The sequence below is a fragment of the Herbaspirillum sp. meg3 genome (assembly GCF_002257565.1).
In the GTDB taxonomy this organism is placed as follows: Bacteria; Pseudomonadota; Gammaproteobacteria; order Burkholderiales; family Burkholderiaceae_D; genus Herbaspirillum.
The window spans coordinates 2,051,099-2,071,320 of sequence record NZ_CP022736.1 but is presented as its reverse complement, the minus strand read 5'-3'; the positions used below and the strand labels follow the sequence as shown (position 1 = coordinate 2,071,320).

Annotated in this window: 19 protein-coding genes and 2 tRNA genes; 9 read left to right on the top strand and 12 right to left on the bottom strand. The window is 56.4% G+C overall.

Annotation, left to right across the window (positions count from 1 at the left end):
* Window positions 1–49: 49 nt before the first annotated feature.
* From hmeg3_RS09395 to hmeg3_RS09360, 8 genes are all read right to left on the bottom strand, one after another.
* On the bottom strand, window positions 50–1,390 hold the full coding sequence (locus hmeg3_RS09395) for a 4Fe-4S binding protein (protein ID WP_094566224.1): 1,341 nt from the start codon (window positions 1,388–1,390) through the stop codon (window positions 50–52).
* Between the two features lie 57 nt (window positions 1,391–1,447).
* Window positions 1,448–2,317, bottom strand: coding sequence for an FTR1 family protein (locus hmeg3_RS09390; RefSeq protein WP_094563493.1), 870 nt, complete (start codon window positions 2,315–2,317; stop codon window positions 1,448–1,450).
* Window positions 2,318–2,338: 21 nt separating this feature from the next.
* Window positions 2,339–2,695 carry a cupredoxin domain-containing protein gene (locus hmeg3_RS09385; RefSeq protein WP_094563492.1) on the bottom strand — a complete coding sequence of 119 codons (357 nt, stop codon included), beginning with the start codon at window positions 2,693–2,695 and terminating at the stop codon, window positions 2,339–2,341.
* 127 nt (window positions 2,696–2,822) lie between these two features.
* Window positions 2,823–3,353, bottom strand: coding sequence for an iron transporter (locus tag hmeg3_RS09380; RefSeq protein ID WP_094563491.1), 531 nt, complete (start codon window positions 3,351–3,353; stop codon window positions 2,823–2,825).
* 547 nt (window positions 3,354–3,900) lie between these two features.
* A complete protein-coding gene (locus hmeg3_RS09375) occupies window positions 3,901–5,034 on the bottom strand; it encodes a 2-aminoethylphosphonate--pyruvate transaminase (protein WP_094563490.1) in 1,134 nt (377 codons plus the stop codon).
* Between the two features lie 53 nt (window positions 5,035–5,087).
* Window positions 5,088–6,812 carry a putative 2-aminoethylphosphonate ABC transporter permease subunit gene (locus hmeg3_RS09370; protein WP_094563489.1) on the bottom strand — a complete coding sequence of 575 codons (1,725 nt, stop codon included), beginning with the start codon at window positions 6,810–6,812 and terminating at the stop codon, window positions 5,088–5,090.
* A 12-nt stretch (window positions 6,813–6,824) separates the two neighbouring features.
* On the bottom strand, window positions 6,825–7,964 hold the full coding sequence (locus tag hmeg3_RS09365; protein WP_094563488.1) for a putative 2-aminoethylphosphonate ABC transporter ATP-binding protein: 1,140 nt from the start codon (window positions 7,962–7,964) through the stop codon (window positions 6,825–6,827).
* A gap of 199 nt (window positions 7,965–8,163) precedes the next feature.
* A complete protein-coding gene (locus hmeg3_RS09360) occupies window positions 8,164–9,198 on the bottom strand; it encodes a putative 2-aminoethylphosphonate ABC transporter substrate-binding protein (protein ID WP_094563487.1) in 1,035 nt (344 codons plus the stop codon).
* Between the two features lie 249 nt (window positions 9,199–9,447).
* Here hmeg3_RS09360 and hmeg3_RS09355 point away from each other — a divergent pair, with 249 nt between their 5' ends.
* From hmeg3_RS09355 to hmeg3_RS09325, 7 genes are all read left to right on the top strand, one after another.
* On the top strand, window positions 9,448–10,125 hold the full coding sequence (locus tag hmeg3_RS09355) for a phosphonate utilization associated transcriptional regulator (protein WP_094563486.1): 678 nt from the start codon (window positions 9,448–9,450) through the stop codon (window positions 10,123–10,125).
* A gap of 152 nt (window positions 10,126–10,277) precedes the next feature.
* Window positions 10,278–11,537 carry a phosphonoacetate hydrolase gene (gene phnA, locus hmeg3_RS09350; protein ID WP_094563485.1) on the top strand — a complete coding sequence of 420 codons (1,260 nt, stop codon included), beginning with the start codon at window positions 10,278–10,280 and terminating at the stop codon, window positions 11,535–11,537.
* Window positions 11,534–13,000, top strand: coding sequence for a phosphonoacetaldehyde dehydrogenase (gene phnY, locus hmeg3_RS09345; RefSeq protein ID WP_094563484.1), 1,467 nt, complete (start codon window positions 11,534–11,536; stop codon window positions 12,998–13,000). Before phnA ends, phnY begins: the two co-directional genes overlap by 4 nt.
* A gap of 149 nt (window positions 13,001–13,149) precedes the next feature.
* Entirely contained in the window at window positions 13,150–13,698 is a 549-nt protein-coding gene (locus tag hmeg3_RS09340) for a phosphonate degradation HD-domain oxygenase (protein ID WP_094563483.1), read from the top strand.
* Window positions 13,695–14,576 carry a DMT family transporter gene (locus hmeg3_RS09335; RefSeq protein WP_232511935.1) on the top strand — a complete coding sequence of 294 codons (882 nt, stop codon included), beginning with the start codon at window positions 13,695–13,697 and terminating at the stop codon, window positions 14,574–14,576. The genes hmeg3_RS09340 and hmeg3_RS09335 overlap by 4 nt, the downstream gene beginning before the upstream one ends.
* A gap of 18 nt (window positions 14,577–14,594) precedes the next feature.
* Entirely contained in the window at window positions 14,595–15,404 is an 810-nt protein-coding gene (locus tag hmeg3_RS09330; RefSeq protein WP_094563481.1) for an inositol monophosphatase family protein, read from the top strand.
* Window positions 15,405–15,677: 273 nt separating this feature from the next.
* The gene (locus tag hmeg3_RS09325) at window positions 15,678–17,252 is read left to right on the top strand and encodes a methyl-accepting chemotaxis protein (protein ID WP_094563480.1); all 1,575 of its coding nucleotides are present in this window, start codon (window positions 15,678–15,680) and stop codon (window positions 17,250–17,252) included.
* 8 nt (window positions 17,253–17,260) lie between these two features.
* Here hmeg3_RS09325 and hmeg3_RS09320 read toward each other — a convergent pair whose 3' ends face one another.
* From hmeg3_RS09320 to hmeg3_RS09305, 4 genes are all read right to left on the bottom strand, one after another.
* On the bottom strand, window positions 17,261–17,491 hold the full coding sequence (locus hmeg3_RS09320; RefSeq protein ID WP_094563479.1) for a hypothetical protein: 231 nt from the start codon (window positions 17,489–17,491) through the stop codon (window positions 17,261–17,263).
* 115 nt (window positions 17,492–17,606) lie between these two features.
* Window positions 17,607–17,683: transfer RNA gene (locus hmeg3_RS09315), tRNA-Arg, on the bottom strand.
* A gap of 70 nt (window positions 17,684–17,753) precedes the next feature.
* A complete protein-coding gene (locus tag hmeg3_RS09310) occupies window positions 17,754–18,182 on the bottom strand; it encodes a CopD family protein (RefSeq protein WP_157739233.1) in 429 nt (142 codons plus the stop codon).
* A 281-nt stretch (window positions 18,183–18,463) separates the two neighbouring features.
* Window positions 18,464–18,540, bottom strand: a tRNA-Arg gene (locus hmeg3_RS09305).
* A gap of 173 nt (window positions 18,541–18,713) precedes the next feature.
* Here hmeg3_RS09305 and hmeg3_RS09300 point away from each other — a divergent pair.
* Together hmeg3_RS09300 and hmeg3_RS09295 are read left to right on the top strand one after the other, a co-directional pair.
* Window positions 18,714–19,418, top strand: coding sequence for a sensor histidine kinase (locus hmeg3_RS09300; RefSeq protein ID WP_094563477.1), 705 nt, complete (start codon window positions 18,714–18,716; stop codon window positions 19,416–19,418).
* A gap of 39 nt (window positions 19,419–19,457) precedes the next feature.
* The gene (locus hmeg3_RS09295) at window positions 19,458–20,111 is read left to right on the top strand and encodes a response regulator transcription factor (RefSeq protein ID WP_094563476.1); all 654 of its coding nucleotides are present in this window, start codon (window positions 19,458–19,460) and stop codon (window positions 20,109–20,111) included.
* The last annotated feature ends 111 nt before the right edge of the window (window positions 20,112–20,222 follow it).

The following is a 20,222-nucleotide window of genomic DNA, read 5'->3' as shown; positions in this document are numbered from 1 at the left end:
CTACTGACGCTGTCAGAAGCAGAGTGCGCTGAATCCGGTTTAAGGCGATTTACCAGATCCAGAACATCAGCAACCAGGCATAGTTGACCAATGCCAGTGCGCCAAGAATGGGCACCAAGGCCAGCAAACGCTGTACCAGCGATTTGGAATGCTCGCCGATGACCTTCCAGGCCAGCCAGACGCTCCAGATTGTCATGACGCTCAACAGCGACGCGCGAACATCGTTGGCCCAGTCCACCGGCCAATGTTCTGCGCGCAGCAAGCTGATCGTGGTTGCAGACAAACCGATAAAGACGCCACAACCTGCCAATGGAATGGCGGATTGCACCAAATGATTAAAGCGGGAGCGATCCCATTTTCCCAGGACAAGGTTGCTGATCGCGAACAAGCCGGTCAGTGCGGTACCGAGCACGGCGGCGGTTGCCATGATGTACGAAACCACCATCGCGCCATCCAGCCAGGAAAATACGTCGCTTTGCTGCGGGTAATTGGTGAGCAGCCACCATGGTGCGTTGGTATCGAACGGCCACATGATGTCCCGATCGATCAGCCATGTTGCGATGAATTGTTTAGCCTCGATGAACCATGGGCTGGCGCTCCAATGGAAGGCGCCGATGGCGATACCGAACAGACCGTACAAGACCAGTGCGCTTTCCCACAGGTTGTTGTTCTTGTTGCCGACTTTGACGATTTCGACAGTTGGAGGACGCCATGTCAACGCGATGGCATCGCGATGACCGCTGCAGCGTCCGCACATATGGCAGTCGGCGGCCCCCTTCATGTTACGCAGCGGCACCAGCGGTGCGCAGTTGACCGGAATGGTCTTTTTACCGTGCGTATCGTAAGAGGCGCGCCATGCGTCTTCGTTGACTTTGTAATGGAACGGCGCCAGCTTGGCCAGCAAACCGAATACACCGTTGACCGGGCACAGATATTTGCACCAGACACGTTTTTCGCGGCCATACAGATAACCGACGATCATCGCGCCCAGCGTCGAGCCGCCGAGCACCAGCAGTACTGCCTTGGGATATTGATAGACGCTGACCATCTGGCCGTACACAGTGGTCAGTGCGAAAGCGACGAAGGGCCAACCGCCCCAGCGCATCCAGTGCGGGATTGTCTTACCGCGGCCGAATTTGCTGGCGAACTCGGTGAGTGCGCCTTCCGGACATAGCACACCACACCAGACACGACCCATCAACACCATGCTGACCAGCACGAAAGGCCACCAGATACCCCAGAAGCAGAACTGAGAAATCAGAGTCAGGTTGGACCAGATATGCGCTGTTTCATCCGGCAGCGGGAGAAAAATAGGAACGAGGATGAGGATGGCGTAGACCAGCACGACGACCCACTGGATACCGCGGATCAATGCGCCATTGCGGCGCATCCAGTCACCTGTACGCGCCAGGCGGGTGTTGGGAAGCGTACAGGTACTCATATCGTCTTATGCAGCTTGCTTGTTAACTTGCGTATTTTTCAACTTGCCGAGGGCGGAGGATACCACAAGCCAATAAATGACATAAATGGCAACACTCATCAAGGCCGGACGCGCACGGTAGCCGGTCAGCGTGGATACCAGGCTGCCCAGAGTGCTTGAATCATCCAGCAACCAGCTGGTATCCCAGACCGGGGCAGTCAACGACGAAACGAAGTTCAACGAGGAGAACCAGTCCGAGCTTTCCAAGAGCAAATCGAGCAATTTCTCAACGCCTGTCAGCAACAAGCCGGCCGCCAGTAAGAGCAGGATGATTTCCGTGACCTGGAAGAACCTGCGCCAGGAGAAAATCTTGCCTCCCAGTTGCAGCAGATAAAACGTCAGGAAAGCCAGAGCAAAGCCGATCACGCCCGCAAAAATCAGCGCGCTGCGGCTGGCGTCCTGCTCGCCCATGCCAATGCCATACAGGAAGACCGCGGTCTCGCTGCCTTCGCGTGCAATCGCCAGTGCCACCAGCGCGAACACGCCCCACCAGTTACCCGCTTCGGTACTTGCCTTGAGGGATGACTCCATATCTTTCTTGAGCGTGCGACCGTGCTTGCGCATCCAGAACACCATTTGCACGATCAGTACGGCAGCGATCAGTACCATGCCGATCTGGAAATAGGTCTGCGCGTCGCCTGAAAGCAATTCGCTGAAACCCAGCAAGGCCCCGCCCAACACTACGGCTGCAATCACACCGGCAACAACGCCGGCCCACAGGTACGGCAAACCACGGCGTGCAGCGGCATCGCCATTGTTCAGCCAGGCATACAAAATACCGACCACCAGCAAGGCCTCGACGCTTTCGCGCCAGACAATAAACAGGACCTGGCCCATTACTTTCCTTTCAGTTGCACTTTATTTGGCGACAATCACGCCCTGCGGCATGTTCAGATGAAAGTCGTCAAAGAATTTGTATTCGCCGGGACGCAAGGGTGCGATCACGACAAAAGACTGCGCGCCGGGTGCGAGGACTTTTTCCTTGCGCAGCTCAACGCTTTCGAACTCGGCGGCGCTCTTGCCGATGTTGTGGATTTCGATCTTGATGCGCTGCCCAGCTGGGACTTCAATGCGCGCAGGAATGAACTTGCCGTCCTGCATCTCAAGTTTAAAAGTCAAAATATCTGCGGCGAAGACACTCGCAGCAAACAGGGTACAGACCAGACCGATCAGACCGGCCAAAAGTCGGGTGCTGCGCGTTTTACGCAAAGACATCCTTTGCTCCTACATTGCAGGGCTCTGCATTGCGCTATCAACAAGAGTAAGCAAATGCGAGAACCGGGTCAGCGTGACATGAGCGGAACGATGCCCGCTCATGACTCTTTCAGCTCAGGACTGCGGATTAGTAACCGCCCTTTTTGCCGACGCCGGCGAAGGTGAAGTCATAAGTCAGTTCGAATGGCTTGAACCATGGGCCGACACCAGTTTCCTTGTCGACATGGCGACCGAAATGTCCCGATGGTGGAGCAATGGTCAGTTTCAGTTTGTACTTGCCGGGGCCGTCGAGTTTGACGTTGTCGCCGTAATGAGGGCCATCGCTGGCCACCATCGGCATCATGTCGCCCTTGATGACCTTGGTCGAACCGGTCTTGGTCAGTTCAAATTTGATGTTCAGGTAAGGCATCCAGTCGCCTTCGGCAAAGCCGTTCGGATTCTTGGCGACGGCACGGATATCGGCTTCCAGATGCACGTCCGATTCTTCGGCTTTACGCATCATGCCGTCCGGTTCCATCTTGATCGGTTGCAGGTACACCGCGCTGACTTCCATGCCGCCTTGAATCTGCGGCTTACCGATAGGATATTCGGCTGCATTCGCAGCAGACACGGCTGCAAACATGGCGGCGGCAACTGCGATTTTTTTGATACCGATCATATGATTTCTCTCCGACTCGTTAGATGATAATGATTACCATTAAAGTATAACATCATCCGGCGAGACGCATCGCATACCATTGCATGAGAACGACAAGAAAAGCGGATGGAGAGAAGATCGGACATGCCGCCACAAAATCTGCGGGCAATAAAAAACCCGCACCTTGCGGCGCGGGTTAAATCTAATTCAGGGGATGAATTAGAGGGGGGAGTCACTAAGATATACCCGCTTTTGCTCCCGCCCTATGTCTCTTACAAAGTGTTACGGATATTAACAAGTCTTGATTTTCGGACTTCCGGCAGCGTTACCCCAGCATCACCGCTCCCCCGCTACCTCAGAGAATAAAAAAAAGCCGGCGTCAAGCCGGCCCAAATCCCAAGAGAAACTGGAGCAACTGTGCGGCGTAAAAAAACGGTACAAGCTTGCTATAAAAACATCGCTGCCAACCGACGCCACTGGCCATCACCGACATCCTTTCGCGAGAGGACCGCGCCCTAGGAGCCAACTTGGTGAGATCAGCGGTCATTACTTCTTGCCAAATAGAAACTTACGCAGCCTTGGCCGTGTTGATCTGCATCTCCTCCAGCACATTGGCAATGGCCGCAATCGCACCACGCATGCCCTCGTCGCCAAAGTGCCCCATGCAACCGACACGGAAAGTCTCCACCGTCGTCAGCTTGCCCGGATACAGAATGAAACCCTGGCGCTTGACCGCGTTGTAGAAAGCCTGGAAGTTGTAGTTCGCGTGCTGTGGCGCATGCACCGTGACGATGATCGGTGCCTGGATTTCTTTCGGCAGAAAGCTCTTCAGCCCCAACGCAGCAAGGCCGTCGATCAACTGCCTGCAGTTGGCCGCGTAACGCGCACCGCGCGCCGCCAGACCGCCTTCGGCGCGGTATTGCTGCAACGCCTGATCCAGCGCGGCAACCACATGCGTCGGCGGCGTAAAGCGCCATTGCGTCGTCTTTTGCATGTACACCCACTGATCGTACAAATCCAGCGCCAGCGAGTGGGCGTTGCCTTTGGATTGTTCCAGCACACTGCGCCGTGCCAGCACGAAACCCATGCCAGGCACGCCTTCAATGCACTTGCCTGAAGCAGCGATCAATGCATCAAAAGGCGTCACGCGCGCATCGACTTCGATGGCGCCGAACGAGCTCATTGCATCGATGATCAATCCCTTGCCGTGCTTCGCGACCACTTTGGCAATGTCTTGCAGTGGATTCAGGATGCCGGTGCTGGTTTCACAGTGCACGATGGCGACGTGAGTGATCGAAGGATCGGCACTGAGCAGACGATCGATGTCGGACGTGGAAATAGCCTGATCTTCCGCATACGAATGGGTGCTCACGCGACGCCCCAGATATTCGCAGATGCGCGCGATGCGCTGGCAGTAGGCGCCATTCATCGGCACCAGCACATGGCCGTTGCGCGGCACGATGGTGCCGATGGCGGCTTCCACCGAGAAAGTGCCGCTGCCTTGCAGGGGCACGCATTCGTGCGTCTCGCCCGCGTGGGCGATTTCCAGCAGATGCTGGCGCACCCGCGTGGTGATCTGATTGAAGTCGCCATCCCATGACCCCCAGTCGCGCAACATCGCTTGCTTGGTTTGCAGCGACGTCGTCAGCGGGCCCGGCGTCAAGAGGATAGGATCTTTATGTTCAGCGTTTGCAACAGACATGGTGTCTCCTTCGAATTAGGGGGAATGGCATAAATATGAACCCTGCGCAAAGCTCAATGCATGGTGCAGGTTCGCCAGGCCTGCGTTTTGTTGATCAGTGCCTTGCTGAACCAGCCGTACAGCAGACATACCAGCGCTGAAGTCACGACTGTCAGCGACGCCAGCGCGGCTGCCGGTCCGATGTCGCCGGCTTCATCGAGATTCATGATCGCCACCGACGACAGAATGGTGTCGGGCGAATACAGGAACACCACGCAAGACAAGGTAGCCATCGACACGACGAAGTAATAGCGCGCGATGTCGAGCAAGGCCGGCAGGCAAACTGGCACGGTGACACGTAAGAAGGTTTTATAGAAAGGGATTTTCAGCGAAGCCGCGACCGCCTCGAATTCGTTATCCAGCGCTTTCAATGCCGACACCGCCGTCAGATGACTGGAGGTGTAGTAGTGGATGATGGTCGAGAACACCAGGATCGACATCGATGCATACAAGAACTTCAGCGGATTGTCCGGATGATTGAAAAACATGATGTAACCCAATCCCAGCACCAACCCCGGCACCGCCATCGACAGCATGGCCATCAGATGTACCAGCGGACGCAAACTACCGAGACCGCGTGATTTCTCAGTCAGGTAAGCGCCGGTAAATGCCGCTGTCGTCCCGAACACTGCCGTAAGAAAACCAAGTTTGAGAGAATTGGTATATGCCGCGCTAAGATCGCCGTCGAGCAAAGCGTACTGATAGTGACGCAAGGTCAGCTCAAGGTTGTAAGGCCACAGTTTGATAAAGGAACTGAATATCGCCATGCCCACCACCGACAGCAACAAAATGCTGACCAATACGCAATACGCCGTCATCCAGCGGTCGAAAGCGCTCTGCGGCTTCGGCTTGTACGGCACCGAACGCGCCGACAGTTGCGCCTGCAATTTGCGGCGGACAAGCGAGTCGATGGCAAACGACAATATCGACGGCAACAACAGTAATACACCCACCACCGCGCCGCGACCGAAGTTCTGCTGTCCGACCACCTGCTTGAACACATCCACCGACAGCACGCTAAAGTTGCCGCCAATGACTTTGGGCGCACCAAAGTCGCTGATCACATAGGTGAATACCACCGTCGCCGCACTGATCAGACCGTACTTGCAAGACGGCAGCGTAATCGTGAAAAAGCGGCGGAGCGTACCGGTGCCCATCGAGTCGGCCGCCTCATACAAGCGGGCATCAGCCAGCGACAAGGCGGTCGTGATGATCATCATCGCGTGCGGAAAGGTGTTGTATACCTCTGCCAGGATGATGCCGGGAGCGCCGTAAATGCTGGCCCCACCCAACAAGGGTTTTAATACGCCCTGATTGCCAAACCATTGGATAAAGGCAATCGCCGACAACAGCGACGGCGCCAGCAGCGGCAACAAGGCGATGAATTTGAAGCCGCCCTTGAAGCGCATGCAGCTGCGATTGATGGCATACGCGAAGAAGAATGCCATCGGAACCGAGATGAAGACGACGGCGAACGCCACACTGCAGGAATTGAGAATGGAGCGCTTTAAACTCGGCGTGGCCAGATAGTCTCGAAAATGCAGCAGGCCGACAAAATTGCCGTTATTGTCGAGCACACCGCGCAGCAGAATCGTCGCCAGCGGCGCCAGCAAAAACAAGGCCAGACCGCCTGCGACGGCAACCAGCAAAACGCGCGCCAGAATATCGCCGCCGCTGAGCTTAAGACTGCGCCGCGTCGACGTCAGCAGAACCGGATTGAGTTTCGAACTTGCTTGCATCGTCGTCTTTCGTCAAGCAGGGAAAACGCGAATCCGATCAGCGCGCAACGCAAAGCGGATGCGCACGCCGGGGACAATGTTCAGGTCATGCATCTGGTTGAGCGAGAACTGTATCGTCAACGGCGTCTTGCCAAGCTCGGCAACGTCGAATTCGACCAGGCAAATGCCGCCCAGAAATTCCACCCGCCCTGCTACGCCCACCACTTGGTTCGGCGTGGCATCGGTGATGTCTTCCGCAATACGATCTTCGGGACGCACATACAGACGTACTTCGCTACCCGGACGGTAGTCGCCTGCATCGGATGAACCGTCTGCCGGGTTACGGATCAAGAGCAGTCCGCGATCTCCGCATTCAAAGGCATGCTCGCCGAGCGCCTTCGCCTTGATCACGTTGACCTTGCCGACAAATCCCGCAACGAAAGCGCTGGCCGGATGTTCGTAAATCTCTTGCGGCGTACCGATCTGCTCAATGGCGCCCTGGTTCATGACGACGATGCGATCAGCCATGTTCAGCGCCTCTTCCTGATCGTGAGTCACCATGATGGTGGTCACGCCCAGCTGCTGTTGCAGACTCCGGATTTCCTTGCGCAGACGCACGCGCTCCAAGGCGTCGAGCGCCGACAGCGGCTCATCCAGCAATAATAATTTCGGCGAAGTTGCCATCGCGCGCGCCAGGGCGATGCGCTGCTGCTGTCCGCCGGAAAGTTGCGAGGGATATTTTTTGGCGGAGGTCGGCAGACCGACCATCGTCAGCAGCTCTTCCACTCGTGCCTGGATCTGTGCGCGCTGGGTGCGGCGATTGACCAGGCCGTAGGCGACATTTTCGGCCACCGTCAGATTGGGAAACAAGGCATACGACTGAAAGACGATGCCGTAGTCACGCTGTTCCGGCGGCAACCAGGAAATGTCTCGGCCATTCTGAGAAATATTGCCTGCAGTTTGGCTTTCCAGCCCGGCGATGATGCGCAGCAAAGTGGTCTTGCCGCAGCCGGACGGGCCGAGAAAAACCAGCATCTCGCCCTGCCGCACTTGCAGATTGATATTACCCAGCGCACTGAAACTGCCGAAGTCCTTGCGCACGCCGGTAAGTTCCAGCGCGATGTCGGTGCTGGCGGAAAGCGACTGCACCGCAGAAAAATCTGTCATGTCCATACGAAGCCTGTGATCCGGTTGATTGAGCGTTGCCATACCGACAGCCATTCCCGAACCGGCATGCTATTGCGTGCGGCCTGCGTGCTTCAGCCATCGCACCATGCCGGTGTTGCCGGGGATAACCATGGAGCCAAATGAAAGCGAAAATGAAAGCGAGTAAAGAGCGAGCAGGAAACATACCTGCCCGCTCGTTCAGCGATTACTTGGGCTCGCTCTTGGCGTCGTAACGCTTGTTCCACTCCGTCAGGATCTTGTCGCGGTTCTTGGCGGCAAAGGCGAAGTCGTTCTTGATCAGCATTTCTTCATAGTTCGCCGGCAGACCTGTCGGCGGCTTGTGCACCGCTGTATTGGCGACGATGGCAAAGTTCTTCTGATACAGCTCGTTGGCGTCCTTGCTGGCGGACCAGTCGGCCAGCTTTTTGGCGGCATCGAGTTTCTTCGTAGTCTTCATGATGCCGGTGGCTTCAATCTCCCATCCCAGGCCTTCTTTCGGGAATACCAGTTCAATCGGCGCGCCGCTATTTTTGACCTGATTGCCGCGATACTCGAACGAAATCCCGATCGGGAATTCACCGCTGCCGGCCGATTTACAGGGCTTGGAGCCGGAGTGCATGTATTGCGCGATGTTCTCGTGCAAGGCATCCATGTACTTCCAACCGCCCTGCTCGCCGAACAATTGCAGCCAGGCGGTCACGTCAAAATAACCGGTTCCCGACGAGGCCGGGTTAGGCATCACGATCTTGCCTTTGTAAATCGGCTTGGTGAGGTCTTTCCAGGTTTCCGGCTTCGGCAGATTCATCTTTTTCGCTTCAACGGTGTTGAAGCAAATCGTCGCGCCAAACACATCCATACCCACCCAACTCGGCACGGCCTTGGTATCGACATATTTGGGATTGAGCTGCTCATAACCCTTGGGCTTGTACGGCAGCAGCATGCCTTCCGCATCCATCAGCGCCAGGCTGCTGGCGGCGACACCCATCACGACATCGGCTTGCGGGTTGGCCTTTTCAGCCAGCAGCTTGGCGGTAATGATGCCGGTCGAATCGCGCACCCATTTGATCTCCACATCGGGATACGCCTTTTCGAATGACTCTTTATAGGCCTTGATCTGGTCCGTCTCCAGCGCGGTATATACCAGCAGCGGCACGCGATCGGCCGCAGAAGAGGATAACGGCGCATAAGCGCACAGTCCTGCGCACAGCAGCGCCAGCATATGGGACAACGTCGATTTCATTTGCATTCTCCGATGGGTAAGGAACAACAAAGCAACAATGACGATGAAAACGAAACCGGCCACACCTCTGCACTGCCGATCCCGAAATTTGCGAATTATTTATACCAATTGATGGAACGGTTTTAACTTTAAACACCGAATCGTAGATTGTCAACAGTTTGCAGTTGACAGTAAGCGATTGATTTGCAAAAATAGCCTCACTCAAACCAAAACAGTGCATCGCCTCATGTCGGTGCACTTCAAGACATCATGGAAAAACTCAGTCCCTTGCAGCTCGTGCAGTCGAATTCGCTGACGATGATCATTCAGGAGGAAGTGGAAAAAATGATCCTGCGCGGAGAGATCAGCGTCGGCGGCCGCCTTAATGAGAGCGAGCTGGCGCAGCACTTCGGCATCAGCCGTGGCCCGATTCGCGAAGCCTTCCGCGGTCTGGAGGAATCCGGCCTGGTACGCCAGGAAAAAAATCGCGGCGCCTTCGTCCGCGAGATTTCGGTTGCTGAAGCCGACGAAATCTATGATCTGCGCGAAGCCATGGAAGACCTGATCGGCCGCAAACTGGCACAACACATTTCTGAAGAACAGTTGGCCGAGCTCAAACGCCAGGTCGAGCACATGGAAGAAGTCGCCGCCAGCAAGGATGTCGCGCTCTACCACCCGCTCAACCTGCAATTCCACGACACGCTGGTGAGCTTCACCGGCAACAGCAAACTGGTTGCGGTGTATCGCAAGCTGACCAAGGAATTGCTGCTATTCCGCTTGCGCGGCCTGTCGGCCGGCGGCGGCATGGATGTCTCCAGCAAGGAGCATCGCGAGATTTACAACACCATCGCCGCGCGCAATGCCGCAGAAGCCGGCGCCATGTTGCGCCGTCACTCGGAACTGAGCCGCGCACGCATGCACCGCGCCGTCGATGGCGCCCCCAATTGAGGGATTTGATTGAATTGCCTGAACAAATAAAAAAGAGATTCAAACCGGCAGCATAGCCGGTGCAGATAACGAATAGCGGTAGCCCAAGGATGCAATTACGCGGCTGTTCCCCGGCCGCATCAGTCAACCTGTCAACCTGATAAGGATGCAACATGAGCAAAACTGTGAATGTGAACCAACGCAGCTACCGCTGGCCCGATGCGCCGGTCGTCGTGGTATGCGTCGACGGCTGTGAATTCGATTATCTGTCAGCGGCAGTTGCCGCCGGCGTTGCACCTTTCATCGGCAGCATGCTGAAAGACGGCAGCCGCTTCATCGCCGACAGCGTGGTGCCAACCTTCACCAATCCCAACAACCTGTCCATCGTCACCGGCGCGCCACCAGCCGTGCACGGTATTTGCGGCAACTACTTCTTCGACCCGGCCAGTGGTGAAGAAGTAATGATGAATGATCCAAAATACCTGCGCGCCGACACCCTGCTCGCCGCCTTCGCCGATGCCGGCGCCAAGGTTGCCGTGGTGACGGCCAAGGACAAACTGCGCAAACTGCTCGGCCACAAGTTGAAAGGCATCTGCTACTCGTCGGAGAAATCGGATCAGGTCAGCATGGCCGAAAACGGCATCGATGACGTGCTTGATATGGTCGGACTGCCGGTGCCGTCCGTGTATAGCGCCGACTTGTCGGAATTCGTCTTTGCATCCGGCGTCAAGCTGATGCAGCGCTTTCGCCCCGACCTGATGTATCTGTCGACCACCGACTACGTGCAGCACAAAGCCGCGCCCGGCACACCGGACGCCAACGCCTTCTATCAGATGATGGACGGTTATCTGCAACAACTCGACGACATGGGCGCCGTCATCACACTCACCGCCGACCACGGCATGAACGCCAAGCACGGCAATGACGGTTCGCCAAATGTCATTTACTTGCAAGACGTGCTCGATCATTGGCTGGGCGAAGGCAAGACCCGCGTGATCCTGCCGATCACCGATCCTTATGTTGTGCATCACGGTGCACTGGGCTCTTACGCGACGATCCATTTGCCGTCTGATCTCAATGTGCAGGAATTGATTGCGCGCCTGGCCTTGCTACCGGGCGTCGAGGTCGTACTCAATCGTGCTGATGCCGCACAACGGTTTGAGCTGCCTCCGGATCGCATCGGCGACATCGTGATCGTCTCGCAACGCGATACGGTGCTTGGCACTGCCGCTTCGCGTCACGATCTCTCCGGCCTCGAGGTACCGCTGCGATCTCACGGCGGCTTGTCGGAGCAGCAAGTACCGTTGATCCTGAATCGCAAGGTCGAGGGCGTGGCCAGTAACCGCCGCCTGCGCAATTTCGATGCTTTCGATCTGGCCCTCAATCACGTCGTCGCAGTGGATAGCAATGCAAAGGAAAGGAGTGCCGCATGACCGCCACTCTGCAAGCCGTGCCAGCCGATGCCAGCCACAACCAGATCATTCGCGAAAGCCTGCGTATTGCCGGCGACAAAGTTGCTTGCGAGCGCAGCATTGACGTCGCCCATCCTTACACAGGCAAAGTGATCGCGACCATTCCCAAGGCAAGTGTCGACCAAGTGCGCAAGGCTTTTTCTATTGCTGCGGCGTATCGCTCCACACTGACGCGTCATGAGCGCTATCGCATCCTCATGCGCGCAGGCGAACTTATCGCGGCGCGGCGTGAACAATTTGCACGCCTGATCACGCTGGAATCCGGGCTCTGCCTCAAGGATTCGATGTATGAAACCGGACGCGCTTCCGACGTGCTTCTATTTGCGGCCAATCAGGCGCTGATCGACGACGGCCAGATCTTTTCCTGCGACCTGACCGAGCATGGCAAGCGCCGCAAGGTGTATACGATGAAGGAGCCTTTGCTCGGGGTGATTTCGGCCATCACGCCGTTCAATCATCCGCTCAATCAGGTGATCCACAAGGTCGCGCCGGCGATCGCCACCAACAACCGCATCGTGCTCAAGCCCAGCGAAAAAACGCCGCTGACGGCATACGCACTGGCGGACGTGCTGTACGAAGCCGGCCTGCCACCGCAGATGCTGTCGGTCGTCACCGGTGATCCGAAGGAAATCGCCGACGAACTGCTGACCAACGAACACGTCGATCTGGTCACCTTCACCGGCGGCGTCGCCATCGGCAAATATATTGCCGCCAAAGCAGTCTACAAACGCCAGATCCTGGAACTGGGCGGCAACGATCCCATTATCGTGATGGAAGATGCCGACATTGAAGAAGCGGCGACATTGGCAGCCAACGGCTCGTACAAAAATTCGGGACAACGTTGCACGGCGATCAAGCGCATGCTGGTGCATGAGCGCGTCGCCGACCAGTTCGTCGAGCTGCTGGTGGAAAAAACCAAAGCCTTGCGCTACGGCGATCCTTTCGATGCCCACGTCGACATGGGCACCGTGATCGACGAAGCTGCGGCGATTCGATTTGAAAGCGTGGTCAACGAAGCTGTGGCGGCCGGCGCCAAACTGCTGGTCGGCAATCAACGCCGCGGCGCCTCTTACTCACCAACAGTGCTCGATCATGTGCAACCGCAAATGACCGTAGTACGCGAAGAAACCTTTGGCCCGGTATCGCCGGTGATCCGCGTGTCCGGCATCGACGAAGCAATCCGCATCGCCAACGGTACCGCCTACGGTTTGTCGTCGTCGGTCTGCACCAATCGGCTCGACTACATCACGCGCTTCATTTCCGAACTCAATATGGGATCGGTGAATGTGCGCGAAGTGCCTGGCTATCGTCTTGAACTGACGCCCTTCGGCGGCATCAAGGATTCTGGCCTGGGTTACAAGGAAGGTGTGCAGGAAGCGATGAAGAGTTTTACCAATACGAAAACGTATTCGTTGCCTTGGTAGCTTGATGCTGGCCGGTGCACGTATTGAACTCTTGATACCAGGTCTTGATGCAAAATCTTGATCCAGTACGTTGCACCGATTTCCCTGCAATAGTCCATAAGACATTGCTTGCATGAGATTGCTGATAAAGTTTTGATGAGGTTGTTTCTATGGCTTTGACTCTGGAAGACATCGACGGTTTGTTTCGCCTGCACGGCGACACGCAATACACCGGCGAGCCGGTCACGCAGCTGGAGCATGCGCTGCAGACCGCTGCGCTGGCGGAGCAGGAAGACGCGCCGCCCAGCCTGATCGTCGCCAGCTTTTTACATGACCTCGGCCACATGCTGGAAGACAACGGCGATACACCGACCATGGCCGGTATCGATGACTTGCATCAGTACCGTATCCTGCCTTTTCTGCGCCATCTTTTCGATGAAGACGTGCTGGCGCCGATACGCCTGCACGTCGACGCCAAGCGCTATCTGTGCGCTGTCGATCCGGCCTATTTTTCTGCGCTGTCGGCCGATTCTGTGCGCAGCCTGAAACTGCAGGGCGGCATATTCGATGCGCAACAGGCCGCAGACTTCATCGCCATCCCCTACGCCGCCGATGCAGTGCGGCTGCGGCGCTGGGATGATCTCGCCAAGAAGGAAGACTATCGCACACCGGACTATGCGCACTTCTCGCGTTATATCGCGCAGTGCGTGCGCGCATGACACCTCTGCCGATGTCTCCGCTCACCTCCCCGATGACACTGACACCAACGATCACCGTCATCGTATTGTTTGCGGCACTATTGCACGCCAGCTGGAACGCGCTGATCAAAAGCGGTCGCGACGTGCTGATGGATACCGCGCTGGTCGCGGCCGGTGCGACCACGGTAGCGGCGCCGCTGCTGCTCTTCTTCGCTCCGCCGCCATTGGCAAGCTGGCCTTACCTGCTCACCTCCATCGTCTTGCACATCGGTTATTACCTGACGCTGGTCGGCACCTATCGCGCCGGCGACATGAACCTCGGCTATCCGCTTATGCGCGGCATTGCGCCGCTGCTGGTCGCCCTGATCAGCGTCATTATCTTTCATGAATCCTTGAGCCCGGCCATGTGGCTGGGCATCGCCGGCATCTCAGGCGGCATCATCAGTCTGAGCCTGCTGGCAGGCAATCTGCATAGTGGCGTACGCAAGGTGATGTTGTTTGCCTTTGCCAATGCCAGCCTGATTGCGATGTACACCATGGTCGACGCTGCCGGTGTGCGCCAGGCAGGCAATGCGCCCAACTATGTGCTGTGGATGTCTTTCCTCGAAGGCATGCCTTTCGCCGCGCTGGTACTCTGGCTGCGCCGCCGCGCTTTCGTCGCACATGCACGCCTGCATTGGCGGCGTGGCATCATCGGCGGCACGTTTTCCATGCTGGCTTACGGCATCGCGCTGTGGGCCATGACCAAGGCCCCGACCGCCGCTGTCGCCTCGCTGCGTGAAACCTCCGTCATCTTCGCCGCTTTCATCAGCGCCTTTCTGCTCAAGGAAAAATTGTCCTTCGCCCGCTGGCTGGGTGCAGCGATGATTTTGGGCGGCATTGTGGCGCTACGCCAATAATCTTTCAGAGAAACCGCCATGTCCTTTCTGCCACCCGCCCCGCTCTTCACTCAATCCGCTGATGCCGCGCAGCTGCAGGAATTCAGCAATTTCATCAGCGAGCTGAGCAAGATCAGCGGCGCCATCATTCGCGGCCACTATCTCAACGGTACCGCCGTTGAATCAAAATCGGATCAATCGCCGGTCACTGCCGCCGACCGCGAAACCGAACAAGCGCTGCGCGCGGCAATCATGGCCCGCTATCCGCGACACGGGATCATCGGCGAAGAATTTGGCCCTCATCAGCAAGAGGCGGAATATTGCTGGATCCTCGATCCCATCGACGGCACCAAGGCATTTGTCACCAACTGCTACATCTTCGGCACGCTGATTTCACTGACGTATCGGGGACGTCCTATTATTGGGGCCTTGCACAGCCCGCTGATGGAGCATCTGCTGGTCGGCACCATTGCCGGAACCACGCTCAACGGCAAGCCGGTCGGCATGCGCGATTGCAGCACGATCGGCGACGCCATGCTGCTGGCAACCGACCACTGGGACATCTTCAAGTATCACAACGGCCCCGCCTTCGAACGGTTATCGCGTCAGGCCCGCTTGTATCGCGGCTGGGGCGATTGCCATGGATATTTTCAACTGGCGACCGGCGGCGCCGACATCATGCTTGATCCCGTGCTAAAGATCTGGGACATCATGTCCTTCATCCCGATTATTGAAGGCGCCGGCGGACGCATTACCGACTGGCAGGGCAACACGCCAATCGGCGCGAATTCCATTGTGGCGACGGCGGGTTCGATTCATGACGAGGTCCTGCGGGCGCTGAATCCTTGATTGGCAAGCCCATATGTATTCCCGCATACCTTCCCAAGCAGCCCTCTCACGAGGGCTTTTTTTACGCCCAGTTCTTTCCTGTACACGGATCGAGAATGTTGCAACAACAGAAACTTCGGCAACGATTTTGATATTGGCTTTCAGTTTTTTTTCATTATTCGGGATCGCTTGCCGATGCTAGCATCCCCTCCAGTCCAATAGCCGTAACGCTGACGAGCAAGCAATTTGCAGCAGCGGGCAGGCACAAGAACGAAAAACAGGAACGAGAGACGCATGAAAAACTGGAAAGTCGGGACACGCTTCGCCGCCGGATTTGGGGTGGTGCTGGTATTGATGGTGGTCGTCGCCGCGATGGGGATCTGGCGTTTGGAATCCGTCGCTGACGCCACCAACGCCATGATGCAAATGCCGCTCGCCAAGGAACGTCTGATCAGTGACTGGTATTCGAATATTTCCACCTCGATTACGCGCACGACGGCGATTGCGCGCAGCACGGATCTGAGTCTGGCGACCTACTTTGAAGCTGCCGTCAACGATTCATCTAAACGCGCAAACGACTTGCAAAGCAAAGTGCAAGGCCTGCTGCGCACTCCTGAAGAGCAAAAACTGTTTGCCGACATCGATGCCAGCCGTAAAGCTTATCAGGCAGCCGGCAGCAACATTCTGGCGCTGCGCGCCGAAGGAAAGTTGTTTCAGGCGAAGAACGCATTTGAGAAGGACTATCTGCCCGGTGCGACGCGCTATCAGGCGTCCATCGACAAATTATTGCGCCTGCAAAGACAAGGCATCAATGACGTTGCCGTCGGCATTGACGCAACCTATCGCTCCAGCCGATTGATCTTGCTGGCGCTGACGGGCGCGGCGCTGCTGTGCGGGCTGCTTGCTGCGACGCTGCTGACACGCAGCCTGCTGCGGCAACTCGGAGGTGAACCGGCGCACGCGGTGCATGTTGCCGACCGCATCGCGGCAGGAGACCTGACCGAACATATTCCTCTTCGCGCCAATGATGATTTCAGCCTGATGCACGCGATGAAAACCATGCAAGCCAATCTTGCGCGCTCGGTTGATCACATCAAACAGTCAGCAGAGACCATCGGTACCGCGTCGAAAGAAATTTCCGTCGGCAACCTTAGCCTGTCGTCGCGCACCGAACGCCAGGCAGGATCTCTGCAAGAAACTGCGTCCGTCATGCAACAGCTCACTTCGGTCGTCAAGAAGAATGCAGAAAATGCACAGCACGCCAATCAGCTTGCGGCGTCCGCATCGCAGGTGGCCATCGCCGGTGGCAACGCGGTCAATCAGATGGTGGGGACGATGGCCACCATCAACGAATCTTCACGCAAGATCGTGGACATCATTTCGGTGATCAACGGCATCGCGTTCCAGACCAATATTCTGGCACTCAACGCCGCGGTGGAAGCTGCCCGCGCCGGAGAACAAGGACGCGGTTTTGCCGTGGTGGCAACCGAGGTACGCGCCCTCGCCCAACGCTCAGCAAGTGCGGCAAAAGAAATCAAGGGGTTGATCGACGACTCCGTCGGCAAGATCGTCTCCGGCAGGACGCTGGTAGAAGAAGCCGGCTCCACCATTGGCCAGGTCGTGGAAAGCATCCAGACCCTGAGCCGATTCGTCGCCGACATCAGTAACGCCAGTGCTGAGCAGAGTACCGGCATTGAGCAAGTCAATCAGGCCATCATGCAGATGGATGACGTTACGCAGCACAATGCCGCACTGGTGGAAGAAGCAACCGCCGCCGCGCAGTCGTTGCTGGATCAGGCCGGCTCGCTGGTGAAGGTCGTGAATACCTTCAAACTGTCGTCATCGCGGGACGTCGTTCTGCTTGCCTGAAATGTCGGTCAGATCAAGTTCTGATCGATCCAGTCTGCCGAAAAGTCGAGGATGTAAGCAACCGCGTCATCCTCATTGGAAAATTCGGTTGTCGGCAATTCGCGTACATAGCGCACTTCGCCGCTGCCGTCGTAACCGGCCTTGATGGTGAAACAGGCGGCATACTGACCATTCTCCTGAAGCACAACTTGCGGAAAGATGGCGTGTCCCTTGTAGGGCAATTTGTGTTCTGCAGTCATGAAACTCTCCACTGGCTGCGTGCATGTGCGATATATGCGCGGTACACGTGCACTGCCCGTAAATACGGCGATAAAAAAACAAAAGGGCCCGTCTTTCGACGGACCCTTCATGTTTTGGTGCGGCTGGCAGGAATCGAACCCACGACCCCTTGGTTCGTAGCCAAGTACTCTATCCAGCTGAGCTACAGCCGCGTAAGAGGCGAGATTATATAGGGATTTTCGATTGCTGCAAGTGTTTTTTGATCCGTCCCTCATCATGCCATTAAAACGGCTTGAGCACGACCATGCAGGCAATCGCCGCAACGCCAATGATTGTCAGCGATCCAGAGTGTTTCAGCAGCGCGGAGGCTTCCAGATCGGGCGTATCGGCAAGGCGGCGTACATAGCCGGATTGCATGCCATGCAATGCCGACAACATCAGAACGATCACCAGCTTGACGACCAGCCATCCCGCCGCATGCCATTGTCCGAAATAGACCAACGCCACGCCGAGTATCCAGGCCAGCCCCATCGCCGGCGATGTCACTCGCTGATCCCATTGGCGAATGGCGCGCAGCAGACGTACTTCCCCGAGGGATCGGTCAAGCGCAGAGCGCTGCGTGATTTTCAACGCCAACGCCATGATCAGCATGCCACCAATCCAGGTCATGACCGATGCAATATGAAATGCCTTGATCCACGAATACATCATCCGGTTTGTCCCCTTCCGTTTATGTAAAGCAGCCAGACTTGTCGGGCATGGCGATGCACCGCTCCCTGCGCAAAGCATTTTAAGTCACATCCGGACGCGCTCAGCCGCTCTCAACATGAGAATGCAAACGAATGTACTGCAGCGACTAAAGAAGAAGGAAAGAAAAACGAAGAAGGGAATGACCGGACGCGATAGCCTTGGACGATAAATACGCTCGCGAAGAACGCAAAGACTGCGCAGAAAAGAAAAAAGGGCCCATCTTGCGATGGACCCTTTATATCTGGTGCGGCTGGCAGGAATCGAACCCACGACCCCTTGGTTCGTAGCCAAGTACTCTATCCAGCTGAGCTACAGCCGCGAAAAATGAAATTATAGCACCACTTTAGATCGAAATGGAAGCCGCGCACCAAAAAACTTCCCAAAATCCCCTTGGAAAATTAACTTTTCGGCATTTTCTCCTCTTGAAGCCCTGTTCCGGCGTATCTACCTTATGATTTCACCTTGATTCATCGTAATGTGGAACTTGCCGATATGAGCAACAGCACCGAACCCCTGCACCGGGTCGCCTCCGAAGAGCGTATCAAGGAAGCCGAGCGCGAACGTATCGCCAGGGATTTGCACGATGAACTCGGCAGCCGCCTCACCGCCATCAAGATGGCCGTGGCACAGTTGGGACAAGACGCCGCCTCACGTGATGCAACCGCACGCGAACAACTGCAGTTTGCCGATCAGCTCGTCGATGACGCCATCGGCGCGATGCACGACATCATCGACGATCTGCGCCCCGCCGTATTGGATCTTGGTTTGCTGGCCGCGCTGGAGTGGCTTGCCAGGACATACTCAAGACAAACCGGTATTCCGCATCGCATGCTGAGCGAAAACGATCTGCCTGATACGCTGCTTGAGCCATTTCAGATGATCAGCCTGTATCGTATTGCCCGCGAAGCCTTGCACAATGCCAGCCGGCATGCACACGCCCGCCATGTGGACATCGGCTTATTCCATACACCGGGACAGCTGGTCATGGAAATCATCGACGACGGTGTCGGCCTCTGTGCCGGCAACATTGACAGCAGCGCCGATCCGGCAAAGCGGACCGAGTCATCGGGAATCAGAGGAATGCATCATCGCGCCGAAAGTATCGGCGCATCGTTGACCTTGGAGGCCGTGGCGCAAGGTGGAGTGAAACTCCGTGTTGTGCTTCCTGTCCTATCGGCCACTAACCTTATAAAATAGCGCTCACATTGAGTCCGACGAGAGACGCTTCCAAAGCCCATGACGAAAAAAAACAGTGCTGCCATTAAAGTTGCCATCGCCGACGATCATGCCATCGTACGAGAAGGACTGAAACAAATTTGCAGTAGCACCAGGGACATCGTCGTCGTCGGCAGCGCCGAAAACGGCCTGGAAACCATCAAACTCTGTCGCCTTGGCAATTGCGATGTTCTCCTGCTCGACATCGTATTGCCCGACCGCACCGGTATTGAAGTACTCAAGCAGATCAAGAAGGAAATGCCGAAACTGCCGGTGCTGATTCTGTCGATCCATCGAGAGGATCAGTATGCGATACGCGCGCTCAAAGCGGGTGCAGCGGGCTTTTTGAGCAAACAGGCTGCTCCGGCCGATCTGATCAATGCAATTCGCCAGGCCGCCGCAGGCCGGAAATATATCAGTCCTTCGCTGGCGCAAGAGCTGGCCAATCAGATTGGTTTCGACCATGAGACGCCGCTGCACGAAGCCTTGTCGGACCGTGAATATCAGACCATGGTGATGATTGCTTCCGGCAAAACCGTCAGCGACATTGCGACGGAATTATTGCTGTCCGTCAAAACGATCAGCATGTACCGGTCACGTGTGCTGGCAAAGATGAAGCTGCGCCACAACGCCGAGCTGACGCACTATGCATTGAAAAACAACTTAGTTGAATAAAAGCGAATAAAGCCCCGCCCTGAGTGCACCTCCTGACGGTAAAATGCGTTAAAGGAAGGCGTCCGGATCCGACCATCAACCCTGTTTTGTCCTGCTTATTTTTCATTCCTT